Raw genomic sequence first — 25,734 nt, 5'->3', positions numbered from 1 at the left:
ATGAAACGCCGCCTGCTGCTACTTGGAAGTCTGATTTTTGTAGCCGGCAACGTGGTGGCGTTTATGCACGCCTGGCGCTTCACGCACTTCACCGACGAGCCGGGGGTGCACTCACCCACCCCCGAGCAGCTAACTACTGCGCATAAGCTATGGGTGCTACTGACGGGCGTGCACAACCCTCGGCCCCAAAGCGAACTGACTCCTAGTTTTCAGGTCGAAAATATAAGCATCCCCAGTCCCAACGGCATGCTCGCCGCCTGGTATGCCCGGCCCGATACATCGTCCCCTAGGGGCACAGTGGCGCTGTTTCACGGCTACACCAGCAGTAAGGCGCACCTGCTGCACGAGGCGGGCTATTTCCGGCGGCTCGGCTACGCGGTGCTGCTCGTGGACCAAGCCGGCAATGGCGGCTCGGCCGGCAGCCGCACCACCATCGGCTACCGCGAAGCCGAGGACGTGGCTGCCGCCGTGCGCTACCTGCGGGCGCGCCAGCCAGTCACTCGCCCCGATTCGCTGGTGCTTTACGGCGTGAGCATGGGCGCCGTAGCCATCATGCGGGCCGAGGCTGAGCTGGGTGTGCGTGCCGACGCCAACATCCTGGAGTGCCCCTATGGCACCATGCGCCAGACGGTCTACAACCGCTTTCACTCGATGAAGGTACCCGCCTTTCCGCTGGCCGATATGCTGGTATTCTGGGGCGGCGTGCAAAACGGCTTCTGGGCCTACAGTCTGCAAGGTGAGGAATTCGCCCGCCGCATCAAAACTCCTACCCTGCTGCTGTGGGGCACCGCCGACCCCAAAGTGACCCGCGCCGAAACGGATGCCATCTTTGCCAACCTAGCTGGCCCCAAGCAGCGCCAGGATTTTGAAGGTTCGGAACACGAGCCCTACTGGCTTAAACACCCGCAAGAGTGGCAGGGGGCGCTTAGCCACTTTTTAGCTAACCAGAAACTAGGTCAATAGAAAGTATCAGCTACTTCATAACAGCCCATATGCTCTATCCCTAAAACGCCTGTCATGCTGACGAAGGAAGCATCTTATCAAGGCAGTAGTCGCTCGCTTTATTGGGTCGCTCTACCCCGACAAGATGCTTCCTTCGTCAGCATGACAGGCGTTTGAAAACAGAAAGGAGCTTGCGCCATTGGCGCAAGCTCCTTTCTGTTTAATTCCAGATTACGCTGCCCCTAAGCGTGCGCTGCTGGCCGGCTAGCCGATAGGTCGTCGGCGTAGTGCGTGTGCTCGGCGCGGTAGGTGCGTTCGAAAATCAACGGGAAGATGAACAGCGTGAGCACCGTGCCGGTGAGTAGGCCGCCGATAACCACGATAGCCAGCGGCTTCGAGGTTTCGGAGCCGATGCCAGTGCTGAGGGCAGCCGGCAGCAGGCCGATAATGGCCATAAGGGCCGTCATTACTACCGGGCGCACCCTAGAGGCAACGCCTTCGGAGAGGCTGCGGTCGAGGCTCATCTTGTGCAGCATGTTCTGCTTGAACACACTGATGAGAATCACGCCGTTCTGGATACAAATACCGAACAGCGCGATGAAGCCGATACCAGCCGAAATCGAGAAGTTAGTGTGCGTGATGAGCAGCATGGCGATGCCACCGATGAGTGCAAACGGCACGTTGAGCAGCACCAGGCCAGCGTCTTTCAGGTTGCCGAACAAGATGAACAGAATGAAGAAAATGAGCGCCAGCGAGATAGGCACCACTTGCGCCAAACGCTGCGAAGCGCGGCGCTGGTTCTCGAAGTCACCGGTCCACTTCATAGAGTAGCCTTTGGGCAACTGCACTACCTTGTTCACCTTGGCCTGCGCCTCGGCGATGGCCGAACCCATGTCTCGGCCCCGCACCGAGAACTTCACAGCCGAGAAGCGGGTGTTGTCGTCGCGGTAGATGAGGCTGGGGCCGGTCACGGGCTTTACATCGGCAATCTCGTTTAGGGGCACCGTTTTGCCGCTCTGGGTAGGTACCATAAGGGCAGCCACCTCAGCGGGCGTTTCGCGGAATTGCGGCTCGTAGCGCACCCGAATGGGGAATTTGCGCTCGCCTTCGTACATCTGGCTGGCCTGCTTGCCGCCCACGGCCATTTCGAGCACGGCGTTGGCATCGCTCTTACTCACGCCGTAGCTGGCCATGCGGCGTTCGTCAAGGTCGGCGTGCAGCTCGGGCTGGCCGATGTTGCGCAGCAGCCCTAGGTCGTCGATACCGTCTACGTGTTGCAGCACCTCGTACACCTGGCGAGCTTTGCTTTCCATCAGCTTGAGGTCGGTGCCATAAATTTTCACCGCAATTGAGCCCTTCACACCCGAAGCGGCCTCTTCCACGTTGTCGGTGATGGGCTGCGAAAAGTTGAAATCCACGCCGGGAAAGCGGTTTAGCTTTTGCTTCATTCGTTCGATAAGGTCTTCGCGGTAGGCCTTGGACTTCATCTTCTTCTGCACCTCGTCGGTGTGCTTGATTTGCACCAGAAACTCGTTGTTGTAAAAGCCCGTGGGGTCGGTGCCGTCGTTGGGGCGGCCGGTCTGGCTTACCACGTCGCTCACTTCGGGGAAGCTCACGAACACGCGCCGCATCTCATTACAGAGCTTATTGGAGGCGTCGAGCGAGATACTGAGCGGCAACTGGGCCCGCACATATATCGAACCTTCGTTGAGCTCGGGCAAAAATTCGGTACCTAGGAACTGGAACATCCCCACCCCTACTGCTACCAGCACCGTGGCAAACAGCAGACTCGCTGTTTTGCGGGCATACGTGAAGTCAAACACCTTTTTGGCGCCCTTGCTGATGCCGCGCACAATAAAGTTGTCTTTCTCGCGCACGTCCTTGCGCAGCAAGATGCTGGCCAGCACCGGCACCAGAGTCAGCGTGAAAATTAAGGCACCTAGGAGGGCAAAACCCAGCGTCCAAGCCAGCGGCGAGAACACCTTGCCTTCTACTTTCTCGAAGGAAAAAATCGGTAGCAAGGCTGTAATGATGATAGCCTTGGCAAAGAAAATCGACTTACCCATGTCGCGGCCGGTTTTTTTAATCAGACCCAGCTTGGCGAGCTTGTTAAAGCGCTCCATGCCCACTTCGTGCGCCTTGTGGTCGAGGGCCACGAAGAGCCCTTCCACCATTACCACCGCACCGTCGATAATGATACCGAAGTCAATGGCGCCCATGCTGAGCAGGTTGGCGCTCATGCCCCGCAGGCGCAGGCAGATAAACGCAAACAGCAGCGCTAGCGGGATGATAATGCTAACAATGACCGTAGTGCGCCAGTCGGCCATGAACAGAAACACGATAACCGTCACGAAGAGCATGCCTTCCATGAGGTTGTGAATTACCGTCTCGGTCGAAAAGTCGATGAGTTGCTGCCGGTCGTAAAAGGTGCTGATTTTAACATCAGGCGGCAGAATCTTCTCATTCAGCAGTTGCACTTTGGCTTGCAAACGCTCAATCACTTCGGAGGGGTTCTCACCCTTGCGCATTACCACGATGCCTTCCACCTTATCATCTTCCAAACCCCGGCCCACGCGACCTAGGCGCGGCAGCGCCGACTCGGCTACCTTGGCCACGTCCTTGATGAGGATGGGCACGCCGTTCACGTTCTTAACGACCGTGTTGTTGATGTCCGAAATGTTGTTGAGCAGGCCGATGCCGCGCACCACGAAGTTTTGCTGGCCCTCGTTTATCACGTCGCCCCCCACGTTGATGTTCGAGCGCTGCACGGCCGTGTAGAGGTCGAGCGGCGTCAGGCCAAAATCCTGCAGCTTGCTGGGGTCTACCGATATCTCGTAGCTCTTCACCTCGCCGCCAAAGCTGTTGACGTCGGCCACGCCGGGCACGGCCTTCAGGTTGCGCTCAATCACCCAGTCCTGAATGGTTTTCAGCTCGCGGGTAGTTTTGTTCTTGCTGGTCAGGGTGTAGCGATAGATTTCGCCGGTGGGGCCGTAAGGCGGCTGCACCTCGGGGTCGGCGCCGTCGGGCAGGTCGGCCCCGGCCAGCAGGTTATTCACCTGCACGCGGGCGAAGGCGTCGTCTACGCCATCATCGAAAATCACCTTCACCACCGACAAGCCAAAAAGCGTGGTCGAGCGCACACTGGTTTTCTTCTGCACGGGGTTAAGCGCAATCTCGATGGGCGCAGTCACGAACTTCTCAATCTCCTCAGCCGAGCGGCCGGGCCACTGCGTGATGATGGTGATTTCGGTGTTTGTCACGTCCGGAAACGCCTCGATAGGCGTGTTCCGGTAGCTCACTACCCCGGCGATAATCGCCACGAGCGTGAGCAGAAAAACAAAGCCCCGGTTTTTGAGGGAAAAGGCAATAATGCCCTGGATGAACTTATTCACGTTGCTTAGTCAGAAAGTATATTTCCGTCTGTCCTTACAAGCGCAGCGAAGCAATCGCATCTGTTGAGCGTTGCCGCTCGGGGCGACTGGTTTGCTGCGCTCGCAAGGACAGGGGGTGAATAATTAATCGTTTAGCTCGTCGTACACGAGCAGTTGGTTGCGGGTGATAATCACCTCCCCGGGCTTCAGGTCGCCGGTCACGTAGCTCACGTTGCCCACGGTTTTGGTCACCGTCACGGGGCGGGTATCAACCTCCTTTTGGCTTTTGTAGACGAGCACAAAATTCTGGTCTTTGTCAAACACCACCGAGTTGGAAGGCACGGCCAGGCCCTTCTGCGTACCGGTGTTCAGGATGCGCACCTGGGCGTACATCTCAGGCTTGAGCAGGTAGCCGGGGTTGGGCAGCTTGATGCGGACTTTGAGAGCTTTGCTCTCAGGGTCAAGCACGTTGAACACCTTGTCGACCACACCCGTAAAATGCTTGTCGGGGTACGACAGTGTGGTAATATCGGCTTGGTAGCCAACCTTTACTTTATCAATATCGGCCTCAAACACGTTGGCCAGCACCCACACTTGGTCGAGGTCGGCGATGGTGAAAAACTTATCCACGCTCGAGGTCGTGTACTGCATGTTTTCCGTCACGTCCTTGTCGGTGATGAAGCCCGAGATAGGCGCTTTAATCGTGTAGTGCCCGCTCCGGTCGACGCCGTAGATACCAAGCTGCTTGTTGGTTTTGCCTAGGTTGCTCTGGGCCTTGCGCAGCTCCTCACGGGCCAGCACCACGTCGCGCTCGGCGGCCAGGCCAGCTTTGAACTGGTCTTCGGCCACGCTCAGGTTTTTCTTAGCAATGGCCAGGTCGGTGCCGGCGTTAGAGTTCTGGTTTTGCACATCGGCGATTTCGCCCGAGCGCACCACGGCCAGCACCTGGCCCTTGGTTACGTGGTCGCCGAGCTCCACGCGCAGGTCTTCGACCACGCCGCCCACCAGCGGCACCACGTTGGCGGTTTTGTCGCCATTGGTCGTCACCTGGCCCGAGTACGACTGCTCGCTGCGCATGGGCTCTAGGCGCACAGTGTCGAAGGCCAGCTCTTTCAGGGTTTGGTTGGGCAGGAAAAACTGCTTGGTAGCAGTTGGTTCTTCCTTCGCGGTATCGGCCTCTTTGTGGCACGCCCCGAGCCCTAGGGTCAGGAGGAAGAGGAGAGCAGAACGGTTCATTATTTCAATTAGCAATGAGCAATTATCAAGTAGTAACTAGCGGGTTATAAATCAATGAGCAATTAGCGGCAGCCTGTTAGCTGCTCATTGTCGATTACTCATCAATAAGTGACCTATTCCGCCTTGAGCAGCACGCGGCCCACCGAGAGGTTTACGTTCTCGAACGCCCGCATCCGGTTGGCGCGCAGCGTATTGAGCTGCAACACGTTGTTTTTATAAGCCTCGTAAAAGTCGAGGTACTCCACGATGCTGATGAGGCGCTTGGTGTAGCCCTGCTCGATGTTGTCGATGAGCTTCGAGAAGGGCGTCGTGTCGCGATTGGTGTGCTGGTAGAGGTCGTCCTGGCGTTGGGCCACTTGGTAGGCCTCGTGCACGTCGCGGCGCACCGTGAGCTGCTGCTGAGCAGCCTCGGCCTGGGCCTGCCCTATCTGCGCCTTGGCTGCCGAAATATTGCCTTGGTTGCGATTGAAGATGGGCACTGCCACGCCCAGCGTTATCGAGTTGTAGTTGTCGAAATACGACCCTAGGCGGTCATAGCTGTAGCCCACGGCCAAGTCGGGCGCGGCCACTGCCTTTTGCAAGCGCAGGTTTAGCTGCTGGCGCTGCACTTCGGCCTGGCGGCTCAGCAGGTCGGCGCGGCGCACGAGGGCCGTGTCGATGAGCTGCTGCTCGGGGAAGGCGCTCAGCGACAGGTCACGCACACGGTCGGAGTTAACCATCGGGCGATACACGGCGTTGGTCGAGTCGCGCAGCAAGATGTGCAGGTCGGCCTGCGAGTTGGCCTGGTCGGTTATCAGCCCCACACGCTCGGTTTCGAGCGTAAACAAAAAGGCTTTCAGACGGATAACTTCCTTGAGCGCGATGTTACCCTTTTCAAACTGACTCTGGTACAGGTCTACCGTCTTGCGCAATTGCGGAATCTCGGTGTCGTACACGCGCAGCGTCTGGCGGCGGTAGTGTATGTCGTAGAACGTGGTGCGCAACTGAAAGCGCAGGTTGCGCACCAAGTCTTCGAGGTTAAACTGCTCGACCACAGCCTGCTGCTGCTGAGCGCGGCCAGCTGCCTTGCGGCGGCCCGCCAGTGCAAACAGCTGCTGCGCCTGAATGGCCACTTGGTTGCGGCGCAGGTCAGGGTTATCGCCCACCGCGCCCTGCCGGTGAATGGCCTGCTGCAGGGCATTCTGGTCGAGCGTAATCGTTGGGTTGTCGATGAGGCGGGCCTGCACGGCCAGCGCCTGCTGCGCCGTGATGTTGTAGCGCTGGGCTAGCACTTGCAGGTTGTTTTGCACGAAGCGTGCTTCAGCCTCGGGCAAGGTCAGCCGCAACGTATCGGCGGCCGGGGCGGCCAGCGGCGCTTGGGCGTGAGCCTGGGCAACCACTCCAAAGGTCAGCCCCAGCAGCAAGCCGCCGTAGCGCAGCCAATGGCGCGCTTCGTGGGTAGGCTGGGCCGTAACAGGTAGTAGGCAGCGGCGGACCGCACCTAGGAATCTTGCTAAAATCACTTGCTTGTAGTTGGCCCTGTCTGGGCCTTGACGCTACAAATGTGCAACGCCAACATTAGGCTACAATTAGAGAGACATTAGAGACGGATTAAAATGAAAAATTAATGTGCCAGTTCGGTCGTTAAGCCTAACGATACTTCATCAATTACTCACTGAGCAAAAGCTACCTCTGCCACCGTGCCACGCCCTAGGTCCGAGTGAAGGACCAGCGTGCCGCCGTATAGCGCCACGATGCGCTGAGCCAGTGGCAGCCCTACACCGTGCCCTACCACCCCGCGCACATCGGCAGCCCGAAAAAAGGGTTGAAATACCTGGGCTAAATCCTCTTCGGCAATGCCCTGGCCAGCATCGGCCACGCGCACTATCAGCCCGCCCCCGACCAGATGGCGCAAGCTGAGCGTGACGCGTTGCTCAGCGCTAGAATATTTCAAGGCATTATCGACTAGGTTGCCAAGGGCGCGGGCCAGCAGCACGCGGTGGCCTTTGATTTCGAACACAGCTGGGTCGTCGGGCAACTCGCTGAGGTCGCCTAGGTCTACTTGCACGCGGCTGCGCTGGGCGGGCGCCACAGCCTCGCGCACCTCCCACAGCAGTTCGTCGAGGCGGATGTCTTCGGTCAGGGGCACGGCCTCATCGGCCTGGGCCAGGTCGAGCAGGTTGTTTATCAATTGCTTGAGCTGCTGCAATTCACCCAGCACCGAGGTTGCGCCCTCTTTATACGCCTCAGCCGAGCGCTCGCGGGCCAGCATCACTTGCAGTTCGCCGATGCTACTGGTAAGGGGCGTGCGCAGCTCGTGCGAGGCGTTGCGCACGAAGGTGCGCTGGCCCTCAAAGCTGGTTTCGAGGCGCCCCAGCAGGCGGTTGAAGGTGCGGGCCAGACGCCGCAGGTCGTCTTTTTCGCTGGTGCGCAGCGGCTCGGCCACCCGCAGGTGCAGGTCCTGGGCCGTAATGCGGTCTACCTGGTCATTAAGGGCCGCGATGGGGGCCAGTGCCCGGCCCGCAAAAATTCGCCCCACGGCGTATATCAGCAGCAAGCTCAGTATAAAAATACCGGCCATAATGGTGGCCAGGCTGCGCATGCGGCGGTGGCCATACACGTTTTCGGCGGCGGCTACTATCACGTAGTCGCCCTGGTTGTCGTGGTAGAAGATGCCGACGGCCTGCCGCTCGCCCAGCTTAAAATACGCCTCTTTGCTAAGCACGATGCGTGCCAGTAGTGCGTCGCTCAGGCGCACGCGCTCATCGGCCGCCACAAAGCGCACCCGGCCCTGGGCGTCATACACCTGCAAAATCTCGTTGCTGAGTGACTGCAGGTATTTCTTCTCAAAGTCGCGGAAGGCGCTGGCGCGCATCTCATCTTTTTCGAGGTAGATATAGCTCGTGACCTGTGCCCGGTCGCGCAGCCGCTGCCGAAACTCGCGTTGCGAGGCGCTGCTCTGAAGTAGAAATACGACCGTGAGCACGCCGAGCAGCAGCACGGCCACTACACTCACGAATAGCCAAGTCAGGCGGTTGCGGATAGTCATGAATTAGAGAAAGCTCACAAATTACTGGCTAGCTCCTCCTGGCAGTGTGCTACCGTAGTTTGCCATCATTTATCGCAGGCTGCGGCTTGCTTAATTAGCCTCCAGTAAAGCTCCGCCTATTGCCCCGTAACTGCAAAAAATAGGCATTTAGCTAATATAGGGAAAATTCAACGTACCGGCTGAGGCTACCGACTTCAGAATTTTTGCAGATTTGGGGGCTTTTCAGAAGGGGCTTTTTGGCTCGCTAAACTGTTTTAGCAAATATTGCCGTGTTTTTTTATGGCTTTCATGAAGCCAGTATGATTGATTATTGGAGTAGGCCTCTATATTTGGCACACTGCTTCTTTTTCACATTTTAACTTTTTACTATGAGGAAACTCTTATTCCCTCTCTCTGCTGTTGTGATGCTAGCAGGAGCCCGGGACCTGCACGCCCAAAGCCGTGCCGTAACTGGTCAAGTACTTGGCAGCGATGGTGCCGGCCTACCCGGCGTTACGGTACTAGTAAAGGGCAGCAACCAGGGCACCGCCACCGATATGGATGGCCGCTACACCCTGTCAGCGCCTGCTACTGCTACCACACTGGTCTTTTCATTTGTAGGCTATACTAGCCAAGAAGCTCGTATTGGCAACGGCCCTATTAATGTTACAATGGTTGCCAGCGCTACCAGCCTCGACGAGGCCGTAGTAGTTGGCTATGGCACGCAATCGCGCCGCGAACTGACGGGCTCGGTAGCTACCATTACGGGTAAGGAAATTGCCAATACGCCCGTACAAAGCTTCGACCAAGCCCTGCAAGGCCGGGCAACGGGTGTGCAGATAACTACCCCCAACGGCGTACTCAACAACCCGCCCGTTATTCGTATTCGCGGGGCCAATTCAATTGCGCTCAGCTCTAGCCCGCTGTTTGTTATCGACGGTATTCCTACTTATAGTGGTAACAACTCGGCTATCGGCAGCGTGCCCAACAACCCGCTGGCCAACATCGCGCCCGAGGACATTGAGAACATCGAAGTACTGAAGGATGCCTCGGCCACGGCCATCTACGGCTCGCGGGCCAACGGCGGCGTGATTCTAGTAACGACCAAGCGCGGCAAAAAAGGGCAGGCCAAGCTCAACTACGACGCCTGGGTGGGCATCACGAAGCCGGTGCGCCTGTACGACGTGCTGAATGCCACGGACTACGTGAGCCTGAAAAATGAGGCTGTGCGCAACCTCAACGACAACCGCCTCGCAGCCACAAGAACTGCTACAGATCCCGGCACACGTGGCACCAACGACGAGCTTGCTTTTGGCAAAAATTCAGCCCTCGCTGCCGATACCCGCTGGTACGACTACATCTACCGCACGGGCTTCTCCAATAACCACAACCTGAACTTCTCAGGCGGCACTGACAAGACGACCTATCTAGCATCGGTAGGCTATTCTAACCAGAAGGGCATGCTGGTGCGCAATGACTTCCGGCGCTACACAGCACGCGTCAACGTCGAGCACAAGCTCTTCGACCGCGTGACGGTGGGTGCCCGCATCAACTACTCTAACTCCTACAATTCGTCGCCCAACTCGGGCTCGGTGGGTGATGGTGCGTTTGGTACAGCCGGCCTAGGTCGCCTGCCACTGGTGCTGCCGCCTAACATCTCGCCCTACAACGCCGACGGCACCTTCAACACCAGTGGTGCGGGCCTCGGTGCCGGCCCCAACATCAACCCTACTACTGGTGCTGCACTACTACCGGGCTACTACAACCCAGTGGTTGACTTGCAAAACAACTACTTCACGTCGGAGAGCAACCAGCTGCAAGGTGCCCTCTACGCCGATGTGGAGGTAATAAAAGGCTTGCACCTGCGCACGCAGTACGGCATCGACAACCTCAACTTTGAGGATAAGTCATACTTTACTTCCTTGGCTGGCGACGGCTTTTCTACCGGCGGTTCGGCCAGCGACTACTACCGTACCAACAAGCGCTGGAACTGGCAGAACACGGCACAGTACGACCTAACTGCTGGCGAGCATAACTTCTCGCTACTAGCGGGTAATGAGCAGCAGTACACCGACGTGCAGCGCTGGGGTGCCACCCGCACCGGCGTAGCCGACCCCTTCTTCACTACCTTCCAGGGCAACTACCTCAACATTGCTGCATCAGGCAACACACAAGGTGCCAACTACCTAGCATCGTTCTTCGGCCGCTTCACCTATAATTACGGCCGCAAGTACCTGTTCACTGCCACTGGCCGCCGTGATGGCTACTCGGCGTGGTACAACAAGTTCGGCAACTTCTACGGCCTCTCGGCCGGCTACGTAGTGTCGGAAGAAGGCTTCTGGAAAAATTCGAGCTTCGCGCAGGCGTTCGATTTCCTAAAACTATCGGGTAGCTTCGGCACCACCGGCAACAACCAGGGCATCTATGACTACGTGTCGCTGCCGCTCTACGACTCGTTCCTATACGGCAACGCTAGCACCTTCTACTACACGCAGGCCGCGAACCCTAACATTGGCTGGGAGAAAAGCAAGAAAACAGACGCCAGCATTGCCTTCGGCTTTTTGCAGAGCCGCTTAACGGGTGACGCTACGTTCTACTACAACCTAGTAGATGGTCTGATTTTGAACGTGCCGCAGGCCCCGTCGCGTGGTATTCCTGGCAACTCGATTCCGGCTAACGTGGGTTCGATGCGCAACCGCGGCTTCGAATTCAACTTGCGCTATAATGTACTGCAGGACAAAGCCTTCACCTGGACGGTGAGCGGCAACCTGACGACGCTCGACAACCGGGTCCTGTCGCTGCTGAACGACGACCAGCGTATTTCGGGCGCCACCTCGGGCCTGGAAGTGGCTAACTACACTACCGTAGGCCGCTCTATCGGTTCTATCCTGGCCGTGCCTAGCGCAGGCATCAACCCTCGCAACGGCCAGCGCATCCTGATAAAGGCTGATGGCACGCGGGTGCAGTACAACCACCTAGGTACCAGCGGCACCGGCTCGACGGGCTGGACGGTTGTGAATGCTGATGGTAGCACTGGCGCCAACACTTCGTCGCCCACGCAGCTGGCCGATGGCCAGTATTTCGGCCCCGTACTGCCGACCTTCTACGGCGGCCTCGACAACACCTTCCGCTACAAGGGTATCGACCTAGGTATCTTCTTCCAGTACTCGGGTGGCAACTACATCTACAACGGTACTAAAGCTGGCTTGCACGACCAGCGCTTCTGGAACAACGCTACGGATATCAAAAACCGCTGGACGGCAGAGAATACCAATGCCGAGTGGCCGCGCCTAGTGTACGGCGACAACGTATCGAACGGGTCTAGCATCGTGATGTCGCAGAACGTAGAGCGAGGTGATTTTATCCGCCTGCGCAACGTATCGCTGGGCTACACCTTCCCCACTAAGTTCGTCAATGGTCTCAAGCTGAGCAATGTTCGCGTGTACGCACAAGTTCAGAACGCAGCGCTCTTCACCCGGTACAGCGGCATTGACCCCGAGATTTCGGTGAACGGCGGTAGCAACCTGGCCCCCGGTGTCGACCGCAACTCGATAGGCCAAGCTCGCTCTTATACGGCCGGCATCAACGTTTCCTTCTAATGGCCCGCTAGCTATAGTTATATGAAATCAGTTTTTCGTAATCGCATTCTTACGGCCCTATGCACGGCCGCTCTGGGCTTAGGTACCTTCTCCTGCCAAAATGACCTCCTTAATGTAACGCCCAAAGCCCTACTCGACGGGGGCTTGGCCTTCGATACGCCTTCGCGCGTGCTGGCGCAGGTAAATGGCCTGTATTCTTACGTGAAAACGGGCAGCTTTCTAGGGGGCCGCTATCAGATTTACGGCGACATCCGGGCCAACGACTTCATCAACCGCACTACCAACGGCGTAACCGGCCTGCAGGTGTGGAACCATACGCTGGCCGAAACTTCGCAGAACGATGTAATCAGCGTGTGGGGGGCCGCCTACCAGGCCATCAACCAAATCAACGTTTTTTTGGCGGGCCTCGATGCCAATACTACTAAGTTCACCGCCAGCCCTTTCCCAAGCGGCTACGCCAGCACCGTAACCGGTTACCAAGGCGAAGCTCGCTTGCTGCGCGCTCTATGCTACTACTCGCTGCTGCAGTTGTACGCCCGCCCCTACATCGACGGAGCCGGGTCGAAGCCCGGCCTGCCACTGCGCATACAGCCCGAAAGCGGCCTAGGTAACAACGATTTGGCGCGTAGCACGGTAGCCCAGGTATACGACCAGATTCTGCTCGACCTCAACGCGGCCGAAACGGCCCTGCCAACTAGCTACACCGCTGGCCAGGGCAGCGTATCGGCCGCGACCCTCAACGTGACGCGCGCCCACCGCAATACGGCCATCGCGCTTAAAACCCGCGTGTACCTGACGATGGGACGCTACTCCGATGTAGTTCGGGAAGCTAACAAGCTAGTGCCTACTGCTGCGCCCTACGTGGCTCCTTCGGGCGGCGTAGCCAATGCCCTGAACGCATCTATTGTCAACGTATTCGCGGCGCCGCAGGAAACGACGGAGAGCATTCTGTCCTTCCCCTTCACTGCTCAGGATACCCCCGGCACCCAGAATCAATTGGCGTACTATTATCTGCCTACTTCCTTAGGCGGCAATGGCGAATACGGCCTCAACACAGGGACTGGCGGCATTTTGGCTAATGCTGGCTTTGGAGCTTCGGATGTTCGCCGCACTAGTTTCGTGACTGCCGTAGGCAACGAGCGCTTCCTAACGAAATATCCTACCGGCACCCCCTACACCGATAAGGCCCCGGTAATTCGGTACTCAGAAGTAATGCTGAGCCTAGCCGAAGCACTGGTGCGCACCAACGGCGCCACTGATACCCGTGCCCTGGCACTGCTCAACGCCGTGCGCACCCGTTCGAGTGGCACTGCCTATACAGCCTTCACCTCAGCCTCCGATTTCATCGACGCCATCTTGCTAGAGCGCCGCATCGAGTTTCTGGGCGAGGGCATCCGCAACATTGATATCATGCGGCTGAATGCTACCATCCCTGGCAAAGGCTCTATCAGCGCGGTAGACCCAACCAACCCGCTCTACGTGTGGCCCATCCCCTCTTCTGAGCTGTCGACCAACACCCTGATGACTCGCAACTAGGTTTTTCAGGTGCAATAAAAAAGCCTCCCCTCAAAGTGGGAGGCTTTTTTATTGTTACTCCTTCACCTAGGGTCTACTCCTCGCGCAATACGTAGCCCATACCCACTACTGTGTGAATAAGCTTTTTGTCGTAGCCTTTATCCACCTTGTTGCGCAGGTAGTTCACGTACACATCTATTACGTTGGAGCCCGCGTCAAAGGCTTCTTCCCAGGTATGCTCGGCTATTTCGCCGCGGCTCAACACTCGGCCTTGGTGGCGCAGCAATAGCTCTAGCAGATTAAACTCGCGGGCTGTGAGCTTGATGGACTGGCCGGCGCGCGTCACGGTTTTGGCCGCGGTATCCACCACCAGGTCAGCTAGGCGCAACTGGCTGCCTTTGGCCTCGGCGTGGCCGCGGCGGCGCGTGAGGGCCCGCACCCGCGCCAGTAGCTCGGCAAAGTCGAAGGGCTTGACGAGGTAGTCGTCGGCGCCGCCGTCGAAGCCCAGCAGCTTGTCTTGGGTAGTACCTAGGGCCGTGAGCATCAAGATGGGCAAGTCCTGGTTTTGGGCGCGCACGGCCTTCAGCACCTCCAGGCCGCTCTGGCCGGGCAAGATGACGTCTAGTATCAGCAAGCTTAGGTCCTCGCTCAGCGCCAAGCGCAGACCGAAGGTACCGTCGTAGGCTACTGTTACCTCGTAGCCTTCCTCTTCGAGCCCGCGCCGGATAAAAGCCGATACCTTAGGCTCATCTTCGACCAGCAGAATTTTTGTGGGCATAGTTGTTACCTTTTTGCGTTGCTAATCGGCGCGGTAGCACCCGGCGTGCCCCGTAGCATAGAGTCAGTTGCTTACGGTTCTTAACCTATTAAATAGGTAGCGCCTAGTCATCCTCATAATCCAACCCTAGGCAGCTATTGAGCGCCTGCTGCAATTCACTGGCGGCATGTAGCTGGCCCGCCTTGCGGCTTACTACTAAGCCTTTGCGGTATACCTGTTCAGCTTCATCCTTCTTACCAAAACCTTCGAGCAGCTTACCGGCGTGGTAGTAGGTGCCTACGTAATCGGGGTGTTCAGTGAGTAGCTTCTGGTAATATTCCCAGGCTAGCTTAGGGTCATCGGCCCGGTATTCAGTAGCTAGGGCGTAAATAGTAAAGGGGTCGTTGGGGTCTTCTTGGTAGAAAGCCAGCAATTGCTGCAGGCGGCTGGGGGCAGATGGGCTCATAAACGGGACCTAGGGGCAGAGTTCAGACTATATTTGAGGCGAAATTGCGACCGCCGCGCCGCATTCTGGTTTCCTACGTTCGCTGCCGACCTTTTTAGGCCTAGCGGATGTTATGCAAGCCGACTACTTTTGCAATAATCTTCTCACCCTACCCTCGTTTAGATGAAGTTTCTGGTTTGTATTTCTAACGTGCCCGACACGACCACCAAAATCGCCTTTACGCCTGACAACAAAGAATTTAACAAGGCCGGGGTGCAATTCGTGATTAATCCCTGGGACGAATACGCGCTTACCCGCGCCATCGAGCTGAAGGAGGCTAACGCTGGCAGCACCGTGACGGTGCTCAACGTAGGCGAGGCCGACACCGAGCCGAACATTCGCAAAGCCCTCGCTATCGGGGCCGACGACGCCATCCGCGTCAATGCCGCCCCTACCGATGCGTTCTTCGTGTCCCAGCAAATTGCGGCCATCGCTAAAGAAGGCAGCTACGATGTCATCTTGATGGGCAAGGAAAGCATTGACTATAACGGCTTTCAGGTGCACGGCATGGTGGGCGAGTTGCTCGGCATTCCCACGGTGGCGCCCGCTATGAAGCTTGACATGAGCGGCAATGCTGCTACTCTAGAGCGCGAAATTGAGGGTGGCAAAGAAATTGTGCAGGTAAACACGCCCTTCGTGGCCTCGTGCCAGCAGCCCATGTGCGAGCCCCGCATTCCCAACATGCGCGGCATCATGACGGCCCGCACTAAGCCTCTGAAAGTGGTGCCTGCCATCGGCGACGCCCCTCGCACCCAGGTGGCCGAGTTTGCGCTGCCCCCCAAAAAGCAGGGCGTGAAGCTTATCGACGCTGCCAATGCTGGCGAGCTGATTAAGCTGCTCCGCAACGAGGCGAAAGTTATCTAATATCGCCTGTCATGCTGACGAAGCAAGCATCTTATCACGGCTTGCTTTCGTCAACTTCTCCTAACTCAACCGTAGCGGACGTGATAAGGTCCTTCGCTGCGCTCAGGATGACAAAAAATTAATAGCATGTCTGTTTTAGTAGTAGTTGAATGTGATAAGGGCGAGGTAAAAAAATCTTCGCTCGAAGTAGCCACCTACGGCGCGCAGGTGGCCGCCCAGTTGGGCACCTCGGCCACGGCCATTGCCGTAGGCGAAGCCACTGAGGCTAACCTCGCCAAGCTCGGCGAGCAGGGCATCAGCAAGGTGCTTTACGACAATGAGCCCCGCCTCAAGGACTTTGTAAACAATGCCTACACCAAGCTCATTGCTACGGCAGCCCAGCAGGAAGACGCCAAGGTAATCGTGCTGGCCAACAGCAATATCGGGGCGGCTGTAGGCTCGCGCTTGTCGGTGCGGCTGCAAGCAGCACTGGCTACCAACGTAGTGGAGCTGCCCAAAACCGACGGCGGCCAGTTTGTGGTGAAGCGTGGTGCCTTCTCGGGCAAGGCCTTTTCGGACGTGGTGCTGAGCGGCGACCGCAAGATTATTGCTGTCAAGAAAAACTCGATTGAGGCGCAGCACGAAGCCGGCAAAACGGCCGAGGTAGCTGCCTTCTCGGCCCAGCTTGGCGATGCCGACTTTGCCGACGCGCCCAAGCAGGTAGTGATGCAGGACCAGGCTGGCGGCATTCTGCTACCCGAGGCCTCGCTCGTAGTAAGCGGCGGCCGCGGTATGAAGGGCCCCGAAAACTGGAATCTCATTGAGGACCTGGCCAAGGCCCTAGGTGCCGCTACGGCCTGCTCTAAGCCGGTAAGCGACGTAGACTGGCGCCCTCACCACGAGCACGTGGGCCAAACGGGCATCACGGTGTCGCCTAACCTGTACATTGCCTGCGGCATTTCGGGCGCTATTCAGCACCTAGCAGGAGTCAACTCGTCGAAGGTGATTGTGGTGATTAATAAAGACCCCGAGGCACCCTTCTTTAAGGCAGCCGACTATGGCATTGTGGGCGATGTATTTGAGGTACTTCCCAAGCTGACGGCAGCCGTAAAAGAGCTGAGCTAAGCTACTTGTAGGGCCAGGCTGCGGCTTGGTGCGGGCTCCGCCGGGTGCTACCTGGTGGGTGTTGGCCTGTACCGAGCCGCGGCTTGGCCGTACTTTTTTGAGCTAGTTCCGACCTTCATCGCTTTATTTGTCGTACAGAACCCTAGTACCCGTTTCCCGGACCCTGAACGTCCCCGCGACCCTTGAAAAAAATTCCGCTCGAAATTCTGGGCTTGTCCTCCTCACAGTCGCAGTCCGGCTCCTTCGCCCTCATTCTGGGTGAGAAGCACGGCAACCGGCGCCTGCCGATTATTATCGGCATGTTTGAGGCCCAGAGCATTGCCATTCAAATTGAGAAGATTAGCCCTAACCGGCCCCTCACTCACGACCTATTCAAGGCCTTCGCCGAACATGTGCACGTAGTAATTATTGAGGTCGTTATTTCGGACCTTAAAGAAGGCGTTTTCTACTCCCGCATCGTATGCTCCGACGGGGCTACCACTTTCGAGATTGACGCTCGCCCCTCCGACGCCATTGCCATTGGCTTGCGCTTTGGAGTGCCGATTTTCACGGTAGAAAGCGTACTGAGCGAAGCTGGCATCATTCTCTCTGACCTCGACGAGGCCGGCGAGGAAGACGAAGACGACCAGGACCGCGACGACGAGGACGATGATGACGACAGCCCCAGCCCTACCCCCCGCCCCACCGAGCCCCGCGAACCGAGTGGTCAGGTGCCGGTAGAGGAGCTCAGCAAAATGCTGGCGCAGGCGCTGGACAAAGAAGACTACGAAAAAGCGGCGAAAATCCGTGATGAGTTGAATAAGCGTAACGGCTAGCCCTAGGGGGTAAAAACGCATAAACTATACACAATGTGAGGTTGCCGGTTTACCCGAATGGGTCCGGCGGCCTCACATTTTTGTATTTTTACGCTTTCCTTACTGTCGGCGGCTATTTAATACTGAATACCTTATGTCATTAGCTATCTCACAGCGCGGGCAGGCCATGCCCGCCTCGCCCTTTCGCAAGCTGGCTCCTTTTGCAGAAGCCGCCAAGCAGCAAGGGAAAAAAGTGTATCACCTCAACATCGGCCAGCCCGACATTGCGACCCCGCCCAGCTTGTTCGAAGCCGTGCGGCAGGCCGATATTCGGGTGCTGGCTTACAGCCATGGCGCGGGCACCGACAGCTACCGCCAGAAGCTGGCTGCCTACTACCATCGCGCGGGCATTGAGGTGAGCACCGAAGAGATACTAGTGACCACGGCGGGCAGCGAGGCCATCTTGTTTGCGCTGCTTACCTGCCTTAACCCCGGCGACGAAGTCATTATCCCTGAGCCATTCTACGGCACTTACACGGCGTTTGCCATTGCAGCGGGCGTGAACATCGTGACCGTGACAGCCACCATCGAGAACGGGTTTGCCTTGCCGCCGCTGGCTGCTTTCGAGCAGGTGATTACGTCGCGCACCAAGGCGATTCTGCTTTGCAACCCCAGCAACCCTACTGGCCACGTGTACACCCGCCGCGAGCTTGAAGACCTCCTAGGTCTCTGCCAGCGCCACGGGCTGTACTTGCTCTCGGACGAGGCCTACCGGGAGTATTGCTACGATGGGGCCCGCTCGATTAGCGCGCTCAACTTGCCCGGCGGCGAAGAGCACGTGGTGGTGATGGACACTATTTCGAAGCGCTACAGCGCCTGCGGCGCGCGGGTGGGCTCGCTCGTCACGCGCAACAAGACCGTATACCTAGCAGCTTTCCACTTCGCCCAGATGCGCATCAGTCCGCCCGGCCTAGGTATGCTGCTGGGCGAGGCCGCCGTAGACCTGCCCGAAAGCTACTTCGACGAAAACCGCGCCGAGTACCAGGCGCGGCGTGACCTCACGGTGGCGCGCTTGCAGGCTATGCCCGGCGTGCAGTGCCCGGTGCCTGGCGGCGCCTTCTACGTGATGGCTCACCTACCAGTAGATGATGCCGAGCGCTTTGGCGAATGGCTGCTCACCGACTTCACCTACGAAAACCAGACGCTGATGCTGTCGCCGGCCAACGGCTTCTACCAAACGCCCGACCTAGGCCGCCAACAAGTGCGCTTGGCCTACGTACTTAACCTCGACGATTTGGCCTCGGCCCTCACCTGCCTCGAGCACGCGCTGCTGGCCTACCCCGGCCGCACGCTGGCACCGCAGGCGGTGGCCGCCCCGGCCGAAGCGCTAGCCTAGCTTTTCGTACTTACCCTCATGCCCACGCCTGCTGCTGCGCCGACCTCTACCCACGACTATTCGGCGCCGCTGCGGGTGTGGCATTGGGGCAATGCCTTGCTGGTACTAGGGCAGTTAATCACGATTCTCTTTATCAAGGTTATCGTGAAACCCAAAGCGCTGGTGCCCGAGTTTCAGGCGGCTGCGGCCCAGCACGGCGGCAACCTAAGCAAGGAGCAGGGCATGAGCATTGCCCGCCTGATGAGCGAGCGCCTGTGGGACTGGCACATTGCCATTGGGCTGGCGCTGGCCTCTTTCTGGGCGTATTGGCTGGTACTGCAACTGACTGGTCCCGTTGAGCGCCGCTTTACGGCGCGGCTAGTGGCGGCCGCCCGCTACTACCGGCTAGCCCCGCCCGCCGAGCACCCCAATGCTCGCCACGCCCTGCTGGCCAAGCTAACTTATGCCGCGTTCTATTTATTTATCAGCATAATGGTGCTCACGGGCCTGGCCCTGACTTGGGCCGACGACGTGGCGTGGCTGCACCGTATCGAGCACTCGGTGAAGGCGGTACATAACGTAACGATGTATTTGCTTATCGCCTTTGTGGTGGTGCACGTGGGGGGGGTAGTATGGGCCGAGCTTACCAAAGACCACGGCTTAATCTCGCGCATGGTTAGCGGCGAAAAGTAAAAAGGTTCCAAAACGCGTTTTATTTATTCTTGCTAATATCTAAATCCGGCGCGCCCTAGGGGTGCGTATGTATGGCCTCACCACCCGGGGCTGTTGATGAAGCTATTAGAGAAGGAGGCTGAAAAAGAGCTTGTTCTGCGCTTATACGCCCGAGATGAAGCGGCAATGGAGCTCTTCTACAAGAACTACAGCCGAGCCTTGTATTATACAATCTGGCGCATTGTGCGCCAAGATGAATTGGCCGAAGACATCTTGCAGGAATGCATGGTCAAGTTCTGGTTAGCTTTCCCTAGGTACGACGCCAGCCGAGGTCGGCTCTTTACGTGGGCGCTGAATATTGCGCGCAACCTCGCCATCGACCACCTACGTGACCAGCGTTACCGCGACGCCCAGCGCACCTACTCGCTCTCCGAAGAAACCGTGCCCCACCAGCCCGCCCCGGCCACCTTTCGGCCCGAGCACATTGGGGTGCGCGACTGGCTGCAGCTGCTGGGCCCCAGCGACCGGCAGCTGCTCGACTTGCTATACCTCAAGGGCTATACCCAGGTAGAAGCGGCTGAGGAGCTACACCTGCCTCTAGGTACTGTAAAATCGCGCGCGGGTCGCATTATCCGCACGCTGGCCCGGGTCATGACTACTTCGGGCGCAGTGAGTTACTAGCAGCAACTCAACATTGCGGCGGGCTGGGCCGTAGGTGCAGCTCTTTCCTCTATTTGTTGCTATGCGTAGTAAGCTATTACTGGGCCTGCTTTTATGGGGGCCTTGCGCCCTGGCCCAACCCGACTCGCCCCTCACGCGCCTGCTGGCCGAGCGCCGGGTGCTTACACAGCGCTATGCCGAAGCCAGCGCCCAGCGCCACAGCTTATTTGGACTTAATAATAAGCCTAGTAAGAAAGACTTGCAGGAAGTGGTGGACGCCCTGCAAGGCATCGTGAACAAGGATGAGGAAATAGTGGCGGTGCTTAACCAAACGGCCCAACAGGCCCAAACCACGGCCACTACTCTGCAAAACACTGGCCGCGACGACCGCAACCTGACCGCCCAGCGCATCAGCGAGTTTCAGAACGACCTGCTTAATGCGCAGCAGCGCGAAAAGCAGGCCGCTGAGCGCCAGCGCGCCTTGGCTGCCGACCTGGCCGAGACCCAGCAAGGCCAGCGCGGGCGCGACGCACTCATTATGGGGCTGGCCCTGGCGTGCGTGGGCTTATTTTTCTGGCGCCGGCGGCGCTAGGTTGCCGGCCACGCCTCTTTAGACTTGGCTATGGGTTGCTTGCTGGGCCGCTAGCCAGGCATTAGCCGCGCCCTCGTCTACGAAGCGCGCAAACTGCATGGGGTTTCCAGAGGTCGCCTGGTGGGCACTAGCCGGCAAGCTTCCTAGGTAGTCGGGCAGCACCAGAAAGCACACGTATAGCGGCGTGCCTAGCCCGCGCTGCACCTGCGGCAAAAACTGGGTGGTCACCCACTCGGGGCCGTTAATGCTACGGTTGGTGCGGCGGCGCGAGTCAATAAGCCAGTAGCCGCATTGGTAGTGCCTCGCAGCTTGGTGCAAAGCCTCGTAGCCCTGGTGCAGCTCGGGCTCCGTGACCGAGCGCAACCAGCGGCCAGTGAGCTGGTCGAGGTCGGGGCGGTAAGCAACTTGCAGAAAATCGGTGAAAAATTGGTCAGAAGGCATGGGTGGGTGGGGCCTGGCGGAGCACTAAAGCTACGCAAAGGTTAGGGCCCGCAAAACAGCCTGCGTGGTTTTGGGCGCCAAGGGCGGGCAGCTCGACAGTAAACTCAGCTAACGGCAACTATTTTCAGCCAAGCTGCTTTCATCCCTCAAGAAAATCGTTTTGCGCCGCGGCTTTTACGTAGTACCTTATTTGCTAAATAACGAGCTGGATGCGGAAGCCTGAGGTGCGGCCGGCGCCCGCTGCCACAGCCGCGGCTTCTCTACTTAGCCAGCTTTCTAAATATTTCCTTTTCTTTCACTTACGCTTTGCCTTTACTTTAGCGGCTACAGCCGTGCTTAGTTTCTACTTGAGTGCCCGTGGGTTATTTTCTTTCCTTCTACCTGGCGGTCTAGGCTGGTTGGCGACTGGCTTGGCGTGGCGCACCCTAGGTGCTGCTCGCTAAGCCGGCTGCCCTCAGCTCCCGGGCTAGCTTTATTGCGCTATTACCTCTATTTATGGCTTCTACGTTTCCGTTTAAAGTTGCCGCTGCCAAGGCCGGGGGCGACCCAGCCCACCAATTTGTCATTCTGGCCGAGATAGATGCGCTGGACGATTACCTCAATGTCTTTGAAGACTACGGCTATGGGGGTGATGGCTTTTCCTGGCGCGAGCACATCGAGACGATTATTGAAGAGTATCAGCCTGGCCTGCTCGACCAGCTAGAGTTTGACGAGCAGGAAGATACCTTTCTGGTTTATGCCGATAGCCCCCAGGCCGTGCGGCAGTTTATGCACTGGGTGCTGCCGTATTTCGGCGACTTAGGCAAGCTCAAAAAATACCTCAGCCAGGCCGACCCTAGCGACTTTTTTGGCTAGGCGCGGCGCCGGGCCAGCAGCCCCAACGCAAAATCGAGGGGATGGCGGCGCCCGGCCAAGTGCAGTAAATCGGAGAGGTCGCGGGCGGCTGACCACTGGCGGTGGCGCAGGGCCTGCAGTAGCTCCCAGCGCAGGCGCACCCCTAGGGCAGCGCGCTCGGCGGGCGTGCGCACCAGCGCCACGGCCTTGCGGCACACCGCAATGTTGGAGCGCAGGTAGGGGTCGTTGGGCTGGTAGGCGCGCGTGGACATGGAGCGCGGGTGCAGGCGGCGCTGGGTCGTGACCTTATCTTGGTAGTGAAACTGCCAGCCGGGGCTGGCCCGCACCCACAGGTCGAAGTCCTCAAAGGTTAGCGCTTCGTCGTAGCCACCTAGGTGGGCCAGCACCTCGCGGCGTACGAGCATGGTGGGCGAGCAGATGAAGTAGCGGCCCAGCACCTCGGCCAGCACCCAGCCGCTGGCCGGGCGGGGCTGCAGCCCACCGCGCCCATCGGGGCGGTGGTGCAGGCCTACGGCCACGCCTTGCTCATCAATGAGTTCGGCATTAGAATACACGATGCCATAGCCAGGACCTAGGCGCTCGAACAGCGCCACCTGCTGGCTGATGCGGTGCGGCAGCAGCACGTCATCGGTCGCAAAGTCGAGAATGTAGTTGCCCTTGCTTTGGAAGAAGGCCTGGTTGAATGCCCGGCAGTTGCGTAGGTTCTGGGGCAATAGCAGCAGGTGCCAGCCAGGGTGCGACTGGGCATACTCGCGCAAGATTTCTGGGCTGCTGTCCTGGCTAGCATCATCGACTAGCCACACCTCGAGGTGCGGGTAGTCTTGGGCCAGAATAGAATCGAGCGCCTGCCGCAAAAACGGCGCGTGGTTGTAGCACAGGGCGATAATGGTAACGAGCGGCACTTTGTAAATTATGAGTTATTTATAAGTCTACTGGATTACTGCCTATGCCGTTCGGCTTGCTGCTAAGTGAACAATAATGCAGATTAGCAGTAAAATTCCGTAGCGGCCCGCGTGCGCCCACACTACCCCAGCCAGCCCTAGGTGCGGCAGCAGCCCCACCAGCAGCCCAGTATACAGGATAGCCGATGCCGCCTGCACCGCAATGTAGGGCAACGGCCGGGCACGGGCCAATAGCTGATACAGAAACACCCACACCAAGAACTTGGCCCAATCGCCGAGCAGCTGCGGCGCTAGCAGCTCGCGGGCGGCCAGCAAGCGCGGGGCAAAAAGTAGCGGCAGCAGCCAGTCGCGCAAGGCAAAAACTACCCCCAGCCCTACCCCTACTCCACCGGCCAGCAGGCCTAGTACCGCCCGCAGGTAGTGCCGGGCCTGGGCCGGCATCGGTGCCAAGGCCGCCAACCTAGGGTAAAAAACGGTGCTCAGCACAGCCCCCGCTACCAGCGAGTAGTGGTCGGAGAGCCGGGCCACGGCCTGCCACAAGTCGGTGCTGGCTGGCGCGAAGTGCGCCATCAGGTAGGCCCGCACGGCATAGTCGACCGCCCGCCCGAACAGCAGCGGGCCGCTGGCCATGAGCACGAAGCGCAGCAGGCCGCGCACGGCAAGGCGGCTAGGTCGCCTTATCCGCAGCCCCTGCAGTAGTCCCGCCCGCTTCGCCTGCACCAGCGTGGGTGCCAACACCAAGGCCTGGCCGCCTAGGTAGCCCCCCAGCACTAGTGGCAACGGCTGCAGCAGCAGCAGGGCAGCCGTTGCCACCGCCGTGCCTCCGATGCTCAGAGCGATGGCTTGGCGCACGTAGGCGCGCCGCTGGCCGGCCGCAAGCAGGGCCGTGCTTAGCAACGCCTGGGTGGCCACGGCGGCCATGCCCAGTGTAAAGCCCATTACGGCCAGTAGCCCCCAGCCAAGTCCCCCAGCCAGGCCCAGCATGACCCCGCCCAGGCCCACCGCCACCAACGTAAGTGCCACAGCCGCCCCCAGCCAAGCTCGGTAGCGCCCCGCGCCGGGCCGCAGCGGCGCCAAGCGGGTGGTAGCCCCCACCTGAATACCGTCGGCGGGCAGAGCGCCGAATAGGGCCATCAGATTTTGAAATTGGGCCAGTTGCGTGAGCCCTCCCGCCCCGCCGTACACTGCCACCAGCTTGCTGAGCACCAGCGCCCCGGCTGCCCGCGCCGCTACGGCTACCCCCGTGCCGAGTGAACCCCGCACAAAGCCCCGCCAAACACCCACGGCGGTCGCCTTGGTCGAGGCCACAGCAGCTGGAGCATCAGAGGGAGAATGAGGCATAGTGAGTAGTTAGTAAGCTGTGCACAGCTCCTATCTGTGCAGTCAATACCCTAGGTATAGCGTAGCGCGGGCTGCGTGCGTAAAGCAGAGAAGACCACAATGCGCTCAGAACTGGCTAAAGCGATTTCTGCCACGTGAGGCGCGGGCTGGCAATGCCGCCTAAGTAACGCTTAAAATCCAACAGTGGCTGATTGGGTCTGCCGTCGGGTAGCGTCGATGTGCCCATATCTACGAGGGCCGCCTCATTGGCCTTGGCAAAGGCGTGCAGGCCACCTAGGAGCATCACGGCTGGGCTCAGCTTGTTGAGCCGTAGCGGACTAGCTAAGTAAAAGCTATAGAATACCTGGCTGCTGGCCCGAATGGCAATGAGCACCGCCGCCCAGTCGCCCGTGGGCTCTCGCACCGATAGTAGCAAGTGCTGGCGCGGAAATGCTTTAAATAAGGCTTGCACCCTTTCTAAAGATAAAGACAGTTTATAGCCTCGCTCGTGGCGGCACTTAGCAATAAACTCGTAGGCTGCTGGCAGCAAGTATGGTGGCTCTTGCTCAACTACAAAACCAGCTTGCTTGCCTTTGCGCAGGTAGCGGCGCTCGGCTGGGTCTAGCTGTGTACTGTAGTCGCGCGCCAGGTCTAGGTGGTAGTTTTCTTCGCTCAGCACTACTTGGTAGCCCCGCTCGCCTAGGGCCACGGCCAGTGTGGCAGCGCCGGCGGAGTCGTAGCAGCTAGCGTAGCTCCGAATTTCTAGCCGAGTTTGGTGGTGCTGACCTAGGGCGACTTCGGCGGCGTCGAGCAGCGTGTGCAGGGTGCTAGCCGGTAGGTCCGGCGCCAGTTGCACCCCGCCAAAACTAGCTTGCCCCGGCGAGCACGCCAGGCCTAGGCCTTCAAAATCAAGCACTACGTAGAACTGAGCTACTGTGCGCTGAGCCTGCTCATCTTCCAGAAAGAAAGCTAGCGTTGGGCAGTTGTGCTGCTGCAACGCTTGGTGGGCGGGTGTCAGAAACAGGAAGGGCTCGAAAGCCAGCGGCAGGCGCGGCGCGGCGGGTGGCTGGCCGGCGGGCGTGTGGGCCACGTGCACGCGCAGGGCAGCAGGCGGCGAAAGGTCAAGAGAAGAAATTGCCACGGGTACTAAAAAAGGGCAGCGAAGGGCAAAGTACGGCACCGGGCCGCGGCCTTCCCGACGTTTTCATATTTGTGCTGCATCT

General features: G+C 58.7%; 21 protein-coding genes. 11 read left to right on the top strand and 10 right to left on the bottom strand.

The features are described from left to right. On the top strand, positions 1-963 hold the full coding sequence (locus JAO77_RS04785; protein WP_198989153.1) for an alpha/beta hydrolase: 963 nt from the start codon (positions 1-3) through the stop codon (positions 961-963). Between the two features lie 221 nt (positions 964-1,184). Here the strand turns inward: JAO77_RS04785 and JAO77_RS04780 are convergent, their stop codons facing one another. The 4 genes from JAO77_RS04780 to JAO77_RS04765 all read right to left on the bottom strand — a co-directional run bounded on the left by JAO77_RS04780 (position 1,185) and on the right by JAO77_RS04765 (position 8,577). Continuing rightward, positions 1,185-4,334: an efflux RND transporter permease subunit gene (locus tag JAO77_RS04780; RefSeq protein WP_198989152.1), complete on the bottom strand. Its 3,150-nt coding sequence runs from the start codon at positions 4,332-4,334 to the stop codon at positions 1,185-1,187. Between the two features lie 123 nt (positions 4,335-4,457). Continuing rightward, the gene (locus tag JAO77_RS04775; RefSeq protein WP_198989151.1) at positions 4,458-5,549 is read right to left on the bottom strand and encodes an efflux RND transporter periplasmic adaptor subunit; all 1,092 of its coding nucleotides are present in this window, start codon (positions 5,547-5,549) and stop codon (positions 4,458-4,460) included. 113 nt (positions 5,550-5,662) lie between these two features. After that, positions 5,663-7,051 carry a TolC family protein gene (locus tag JAO77_RS04770; RefSeq protein ID WP_198989150.1) on the bottom strand — a complete coding sequence of 463 codons (1,389 nt, stop codon included), beginning with the start codon at positions 7,049-7,051 and terminating at the stop codon, positions 5,663-5,665. 149 nt (positions 7,052-7,200) lie between these two features. Further along, positions 7,201-8,577 carry a sensor histidine kinase gene (locus tag JAO77_RS04765; RefSeq protein WP_198989149.1) on the bottom strand — a complete coding sequence of 459 codons (1,377 nt, stop codon included), beginning with the start codon at positions 8,575-8,577 and terminating at the stop codon, positions 7,201-7,203. 404 nt (positions 8,578-8,981) lie between these two features. Between JAO77_RS04765 and JAO77_RS04760 the strand changes: the two genes are divergently transcribed. Together JAO77_RS04760 and JAO77_RS04755 are read left to right on the top strand one after the other, a co-directional pair. Further along, positions 8,982-12,155, top strand: coding sequence for a SusC/RagA family TonB-linked outer membrane protein (locus tag JAO77_RS04760; protein WP_235998209.1), 3,174 nt, complete (start codon positions 8,982-8,984; stop codon positions 12,153-12,155). Between the two features lie 21 nt (positions 12,156-12,176). Beyond that, positions 12,177-13,691, top strand: coding sequence for a RagB/SusD family nutrient uptake outer membrane protein (locus tag JAO77_RS04755; protein ID WP_198989147.1), 1,515 nt, complete (start codon positions 12,177-12,179; stop codon positions 13,689-13,691). A 73-nt stretch (positions 13,692-13,764) separates the two neighbouring features. On the opposite strand, the gene JAO77_RS04750 is transcribed toward JAO77_RS04755, so the two are convergent. Beyond that, positions 13,765-14,448 carry a response regulator transcription factor gene (locus tag JAO77_RS04750; protein WP_198989146.1) on the bottom strand — a complete coding sequence of 228 codons (684 nt, stop codon included), beginning with the start codon at positions 14,446-14,448 and terminating at the stop codon, positions 13,765-13,767. Between the two features lie 103 nt (positions 14,449-14,551). Then, positions 14,552-14,893, bottom strand: a complete 342-nt coding sequence (locus tag JAO77_RS04745) for a tetratricopeptide repeat protein (protein ID WP_198989145.1) — start codon at positions 14,891-14,893, stop codon at positions 14,552-14,554. Between the two features lie 162 nt (positions 14,894-15,055). Between JAO77_RS04745 and JAO77_RS04740 the strand changes: the two genes are divergently transcribed. From JAO77_RS04740 to JAO77_RS04710, 7 genes are all read left to right on the top strand, one after another. Continuing rightward, on the top strand, positions 15,056-15,796 hold the full coding sequence (locus tag JAO77_RS04740) for an electron transfer flavoprotein subunit beta/FixA family protein (protein WP_198989144.1): 741 nt from the start codon (positions 15,056-15,058) through the stop codon (positions 15,794-15,796). Positions 15,797-15,922: 126 nt separating this feature from the next. Further along, positions 15,923-16,900 (top strand): electron transfer flavoprotein subunit alpha/FixB family protein, encoded by a 978-nt coding sequence (locus JAO77_RS04735; protein ID WP_198989143.1) that lies wholly within the window; start codon positions 15,923-15,925, stop codon positions 16,898-16,900. 182 nt (positions 16,901-17,082) lie between these two features. Next, complete coding sequence (locus JAO77_RS04730) at positions 17,083-17,715, top strand: bifunctional nuclease family protein (RefSeq protein ID WP_198989142.1); 633 nt, start codon at positions 17,083-17,085, stop codon at positions 17,713-17,715. A gap of 133 nt (positions 17,716-17,848) precedes the next feature. Continuing rightward, positions 17,849-19,090: a pyridoxal phosphate-dependent aminotransferase gene (locus JAO77_RS04725; RefSeq protein ID WP_198989141.1), complete on the top strand. Its 1,242-nt coding sequence runs from the start codon at positions 17,849-17,851 to the stop codon at positions 19,088-19,090. A gap of 18 nt (positions 19,091-19,108) precedes the next feature. Further along, on the top strand, positions 19,109-19,762 hold the full coding sequence (locus JAO77_RS04720; RefSeq protein ID WP_198989140.1) for a cytochrome b/b6 domain-containing protein: 654 nt from the start codon (positions 19,109-19,111) through the stop codon (positions 19,760-19,762). 165 nt (positions 19,763-19,927) lie between these two features. Beyond that, entirely contained in the window at positions 19,928-20,422 is a 495-nt protein-coding gene (locus tag JAO77_RS04715) for an RNA polymerase sigma factor (RefSeq protein ID WP_235998208.1), read from the top strand. A 61-nt stretch (positions 20,423-20,483) separates the two neighbouring features. Next, positions 20,484-20,993 carry a hypothetical protein gene (locus JAO77_RS04710; protein WP_198989138.1) on the top strand — a complete coding sequence of 170 codons (510 nt, stop codon included), beginning with the start codon at positions 20,484-20,486 and terminating at the stop codon, positions 20,991-20,993. Between the two features lie 18 nt (positions 20,994-21,011). On the opposite strand, the gene JAO77_RS04705 is transcribed toward JAO77_RS04710, so the two are convergent. Next, the gene (locus tag JAO77_RS04705; protein ID WP_198989137.1) at positions 21,012-21,434 is read right to left on the bottom strand and encodes a hypothetical protein; all 423 of its coding nucleotides are present in this window, start codon (positions 21,432-21,434) and stop codon (positions 21,012-21,014) included. Positions 21,435-21,929: 495 nt separating this feature from the next. Here JAO77_RS04705 and JAO77_RS04700 point away from each other — a divergent pair, with 495 nt between their 5' ends. Then, on the top strand, positions 21,930-22,289 hold the full coding sequence (locus tag JAO77_RS04700; RefSeq protein WP_198989136.1) for an Imm51 family immunity protein: 360 nt from the start codon (positions 21,930-21,932) through the stop codon (positions 22,287-22,289). Here JAO77_RS04700 and JAO77_RS04695 read toward each other — a convergent pair. The 3 genes from JAO77_RS04695 to JAO77_RS04685 form a co-directional block, all read right to left on the bottom strand. Further along, on the bottom strand, positions 22,286-23,191 hold the full coding sequence (locus JAO77_RS04695) for a glycosyltransferase (protein ID WP_198989135.1): 906 nt from the start codon (positions 23,189-23,191) through the stop codon (positions 22,286-22,288). The genes JAO77_RS04700 and JAO77_RS04695 overlap by 4 nt on opposite strands. A 42-nt stretch (positions 23,192-23,233) precedes the next feature. Further along, positions 23,234-24,532: an MATE family efflux transporter gene (locus JAO77_RS04690; protein ID WP_198989134.1), complete on the bottom strand. Its 1,299-nt coding sequence runs from the start codon at positions 24,530-24,532 to the stop codon at positions 23,234-23,236. Between the two features lie 115 nt (positions 24,533-24,647). After that, the gene (locus tag JAO77_RS04685; protein WP_198989133.1) at positions 24,648-25,652 is read right to left on the bottom strand and encodes a hypothetical protein; all 1,005 of its coding nucleotides are present in this window, start codon (positions 25,650-25,652) and stop codon (positions 24,648-24,650) included. Positions 25,653-25,734 lie beyond the last annotated feature (82 nt).

Source organism: Hymenobacter sp. BT559 (assembly GCF_016427535.1).
In the GTDB taxonomy this organism is placed as follows: Bacteria; Bacteroidota; Bacteroidia; order Cytophagales; family Hymenobacteraceae; genus Hymenobacter.
This window is presented reverse-complemented; position numbering and strand designations above follow the sequence as displayed.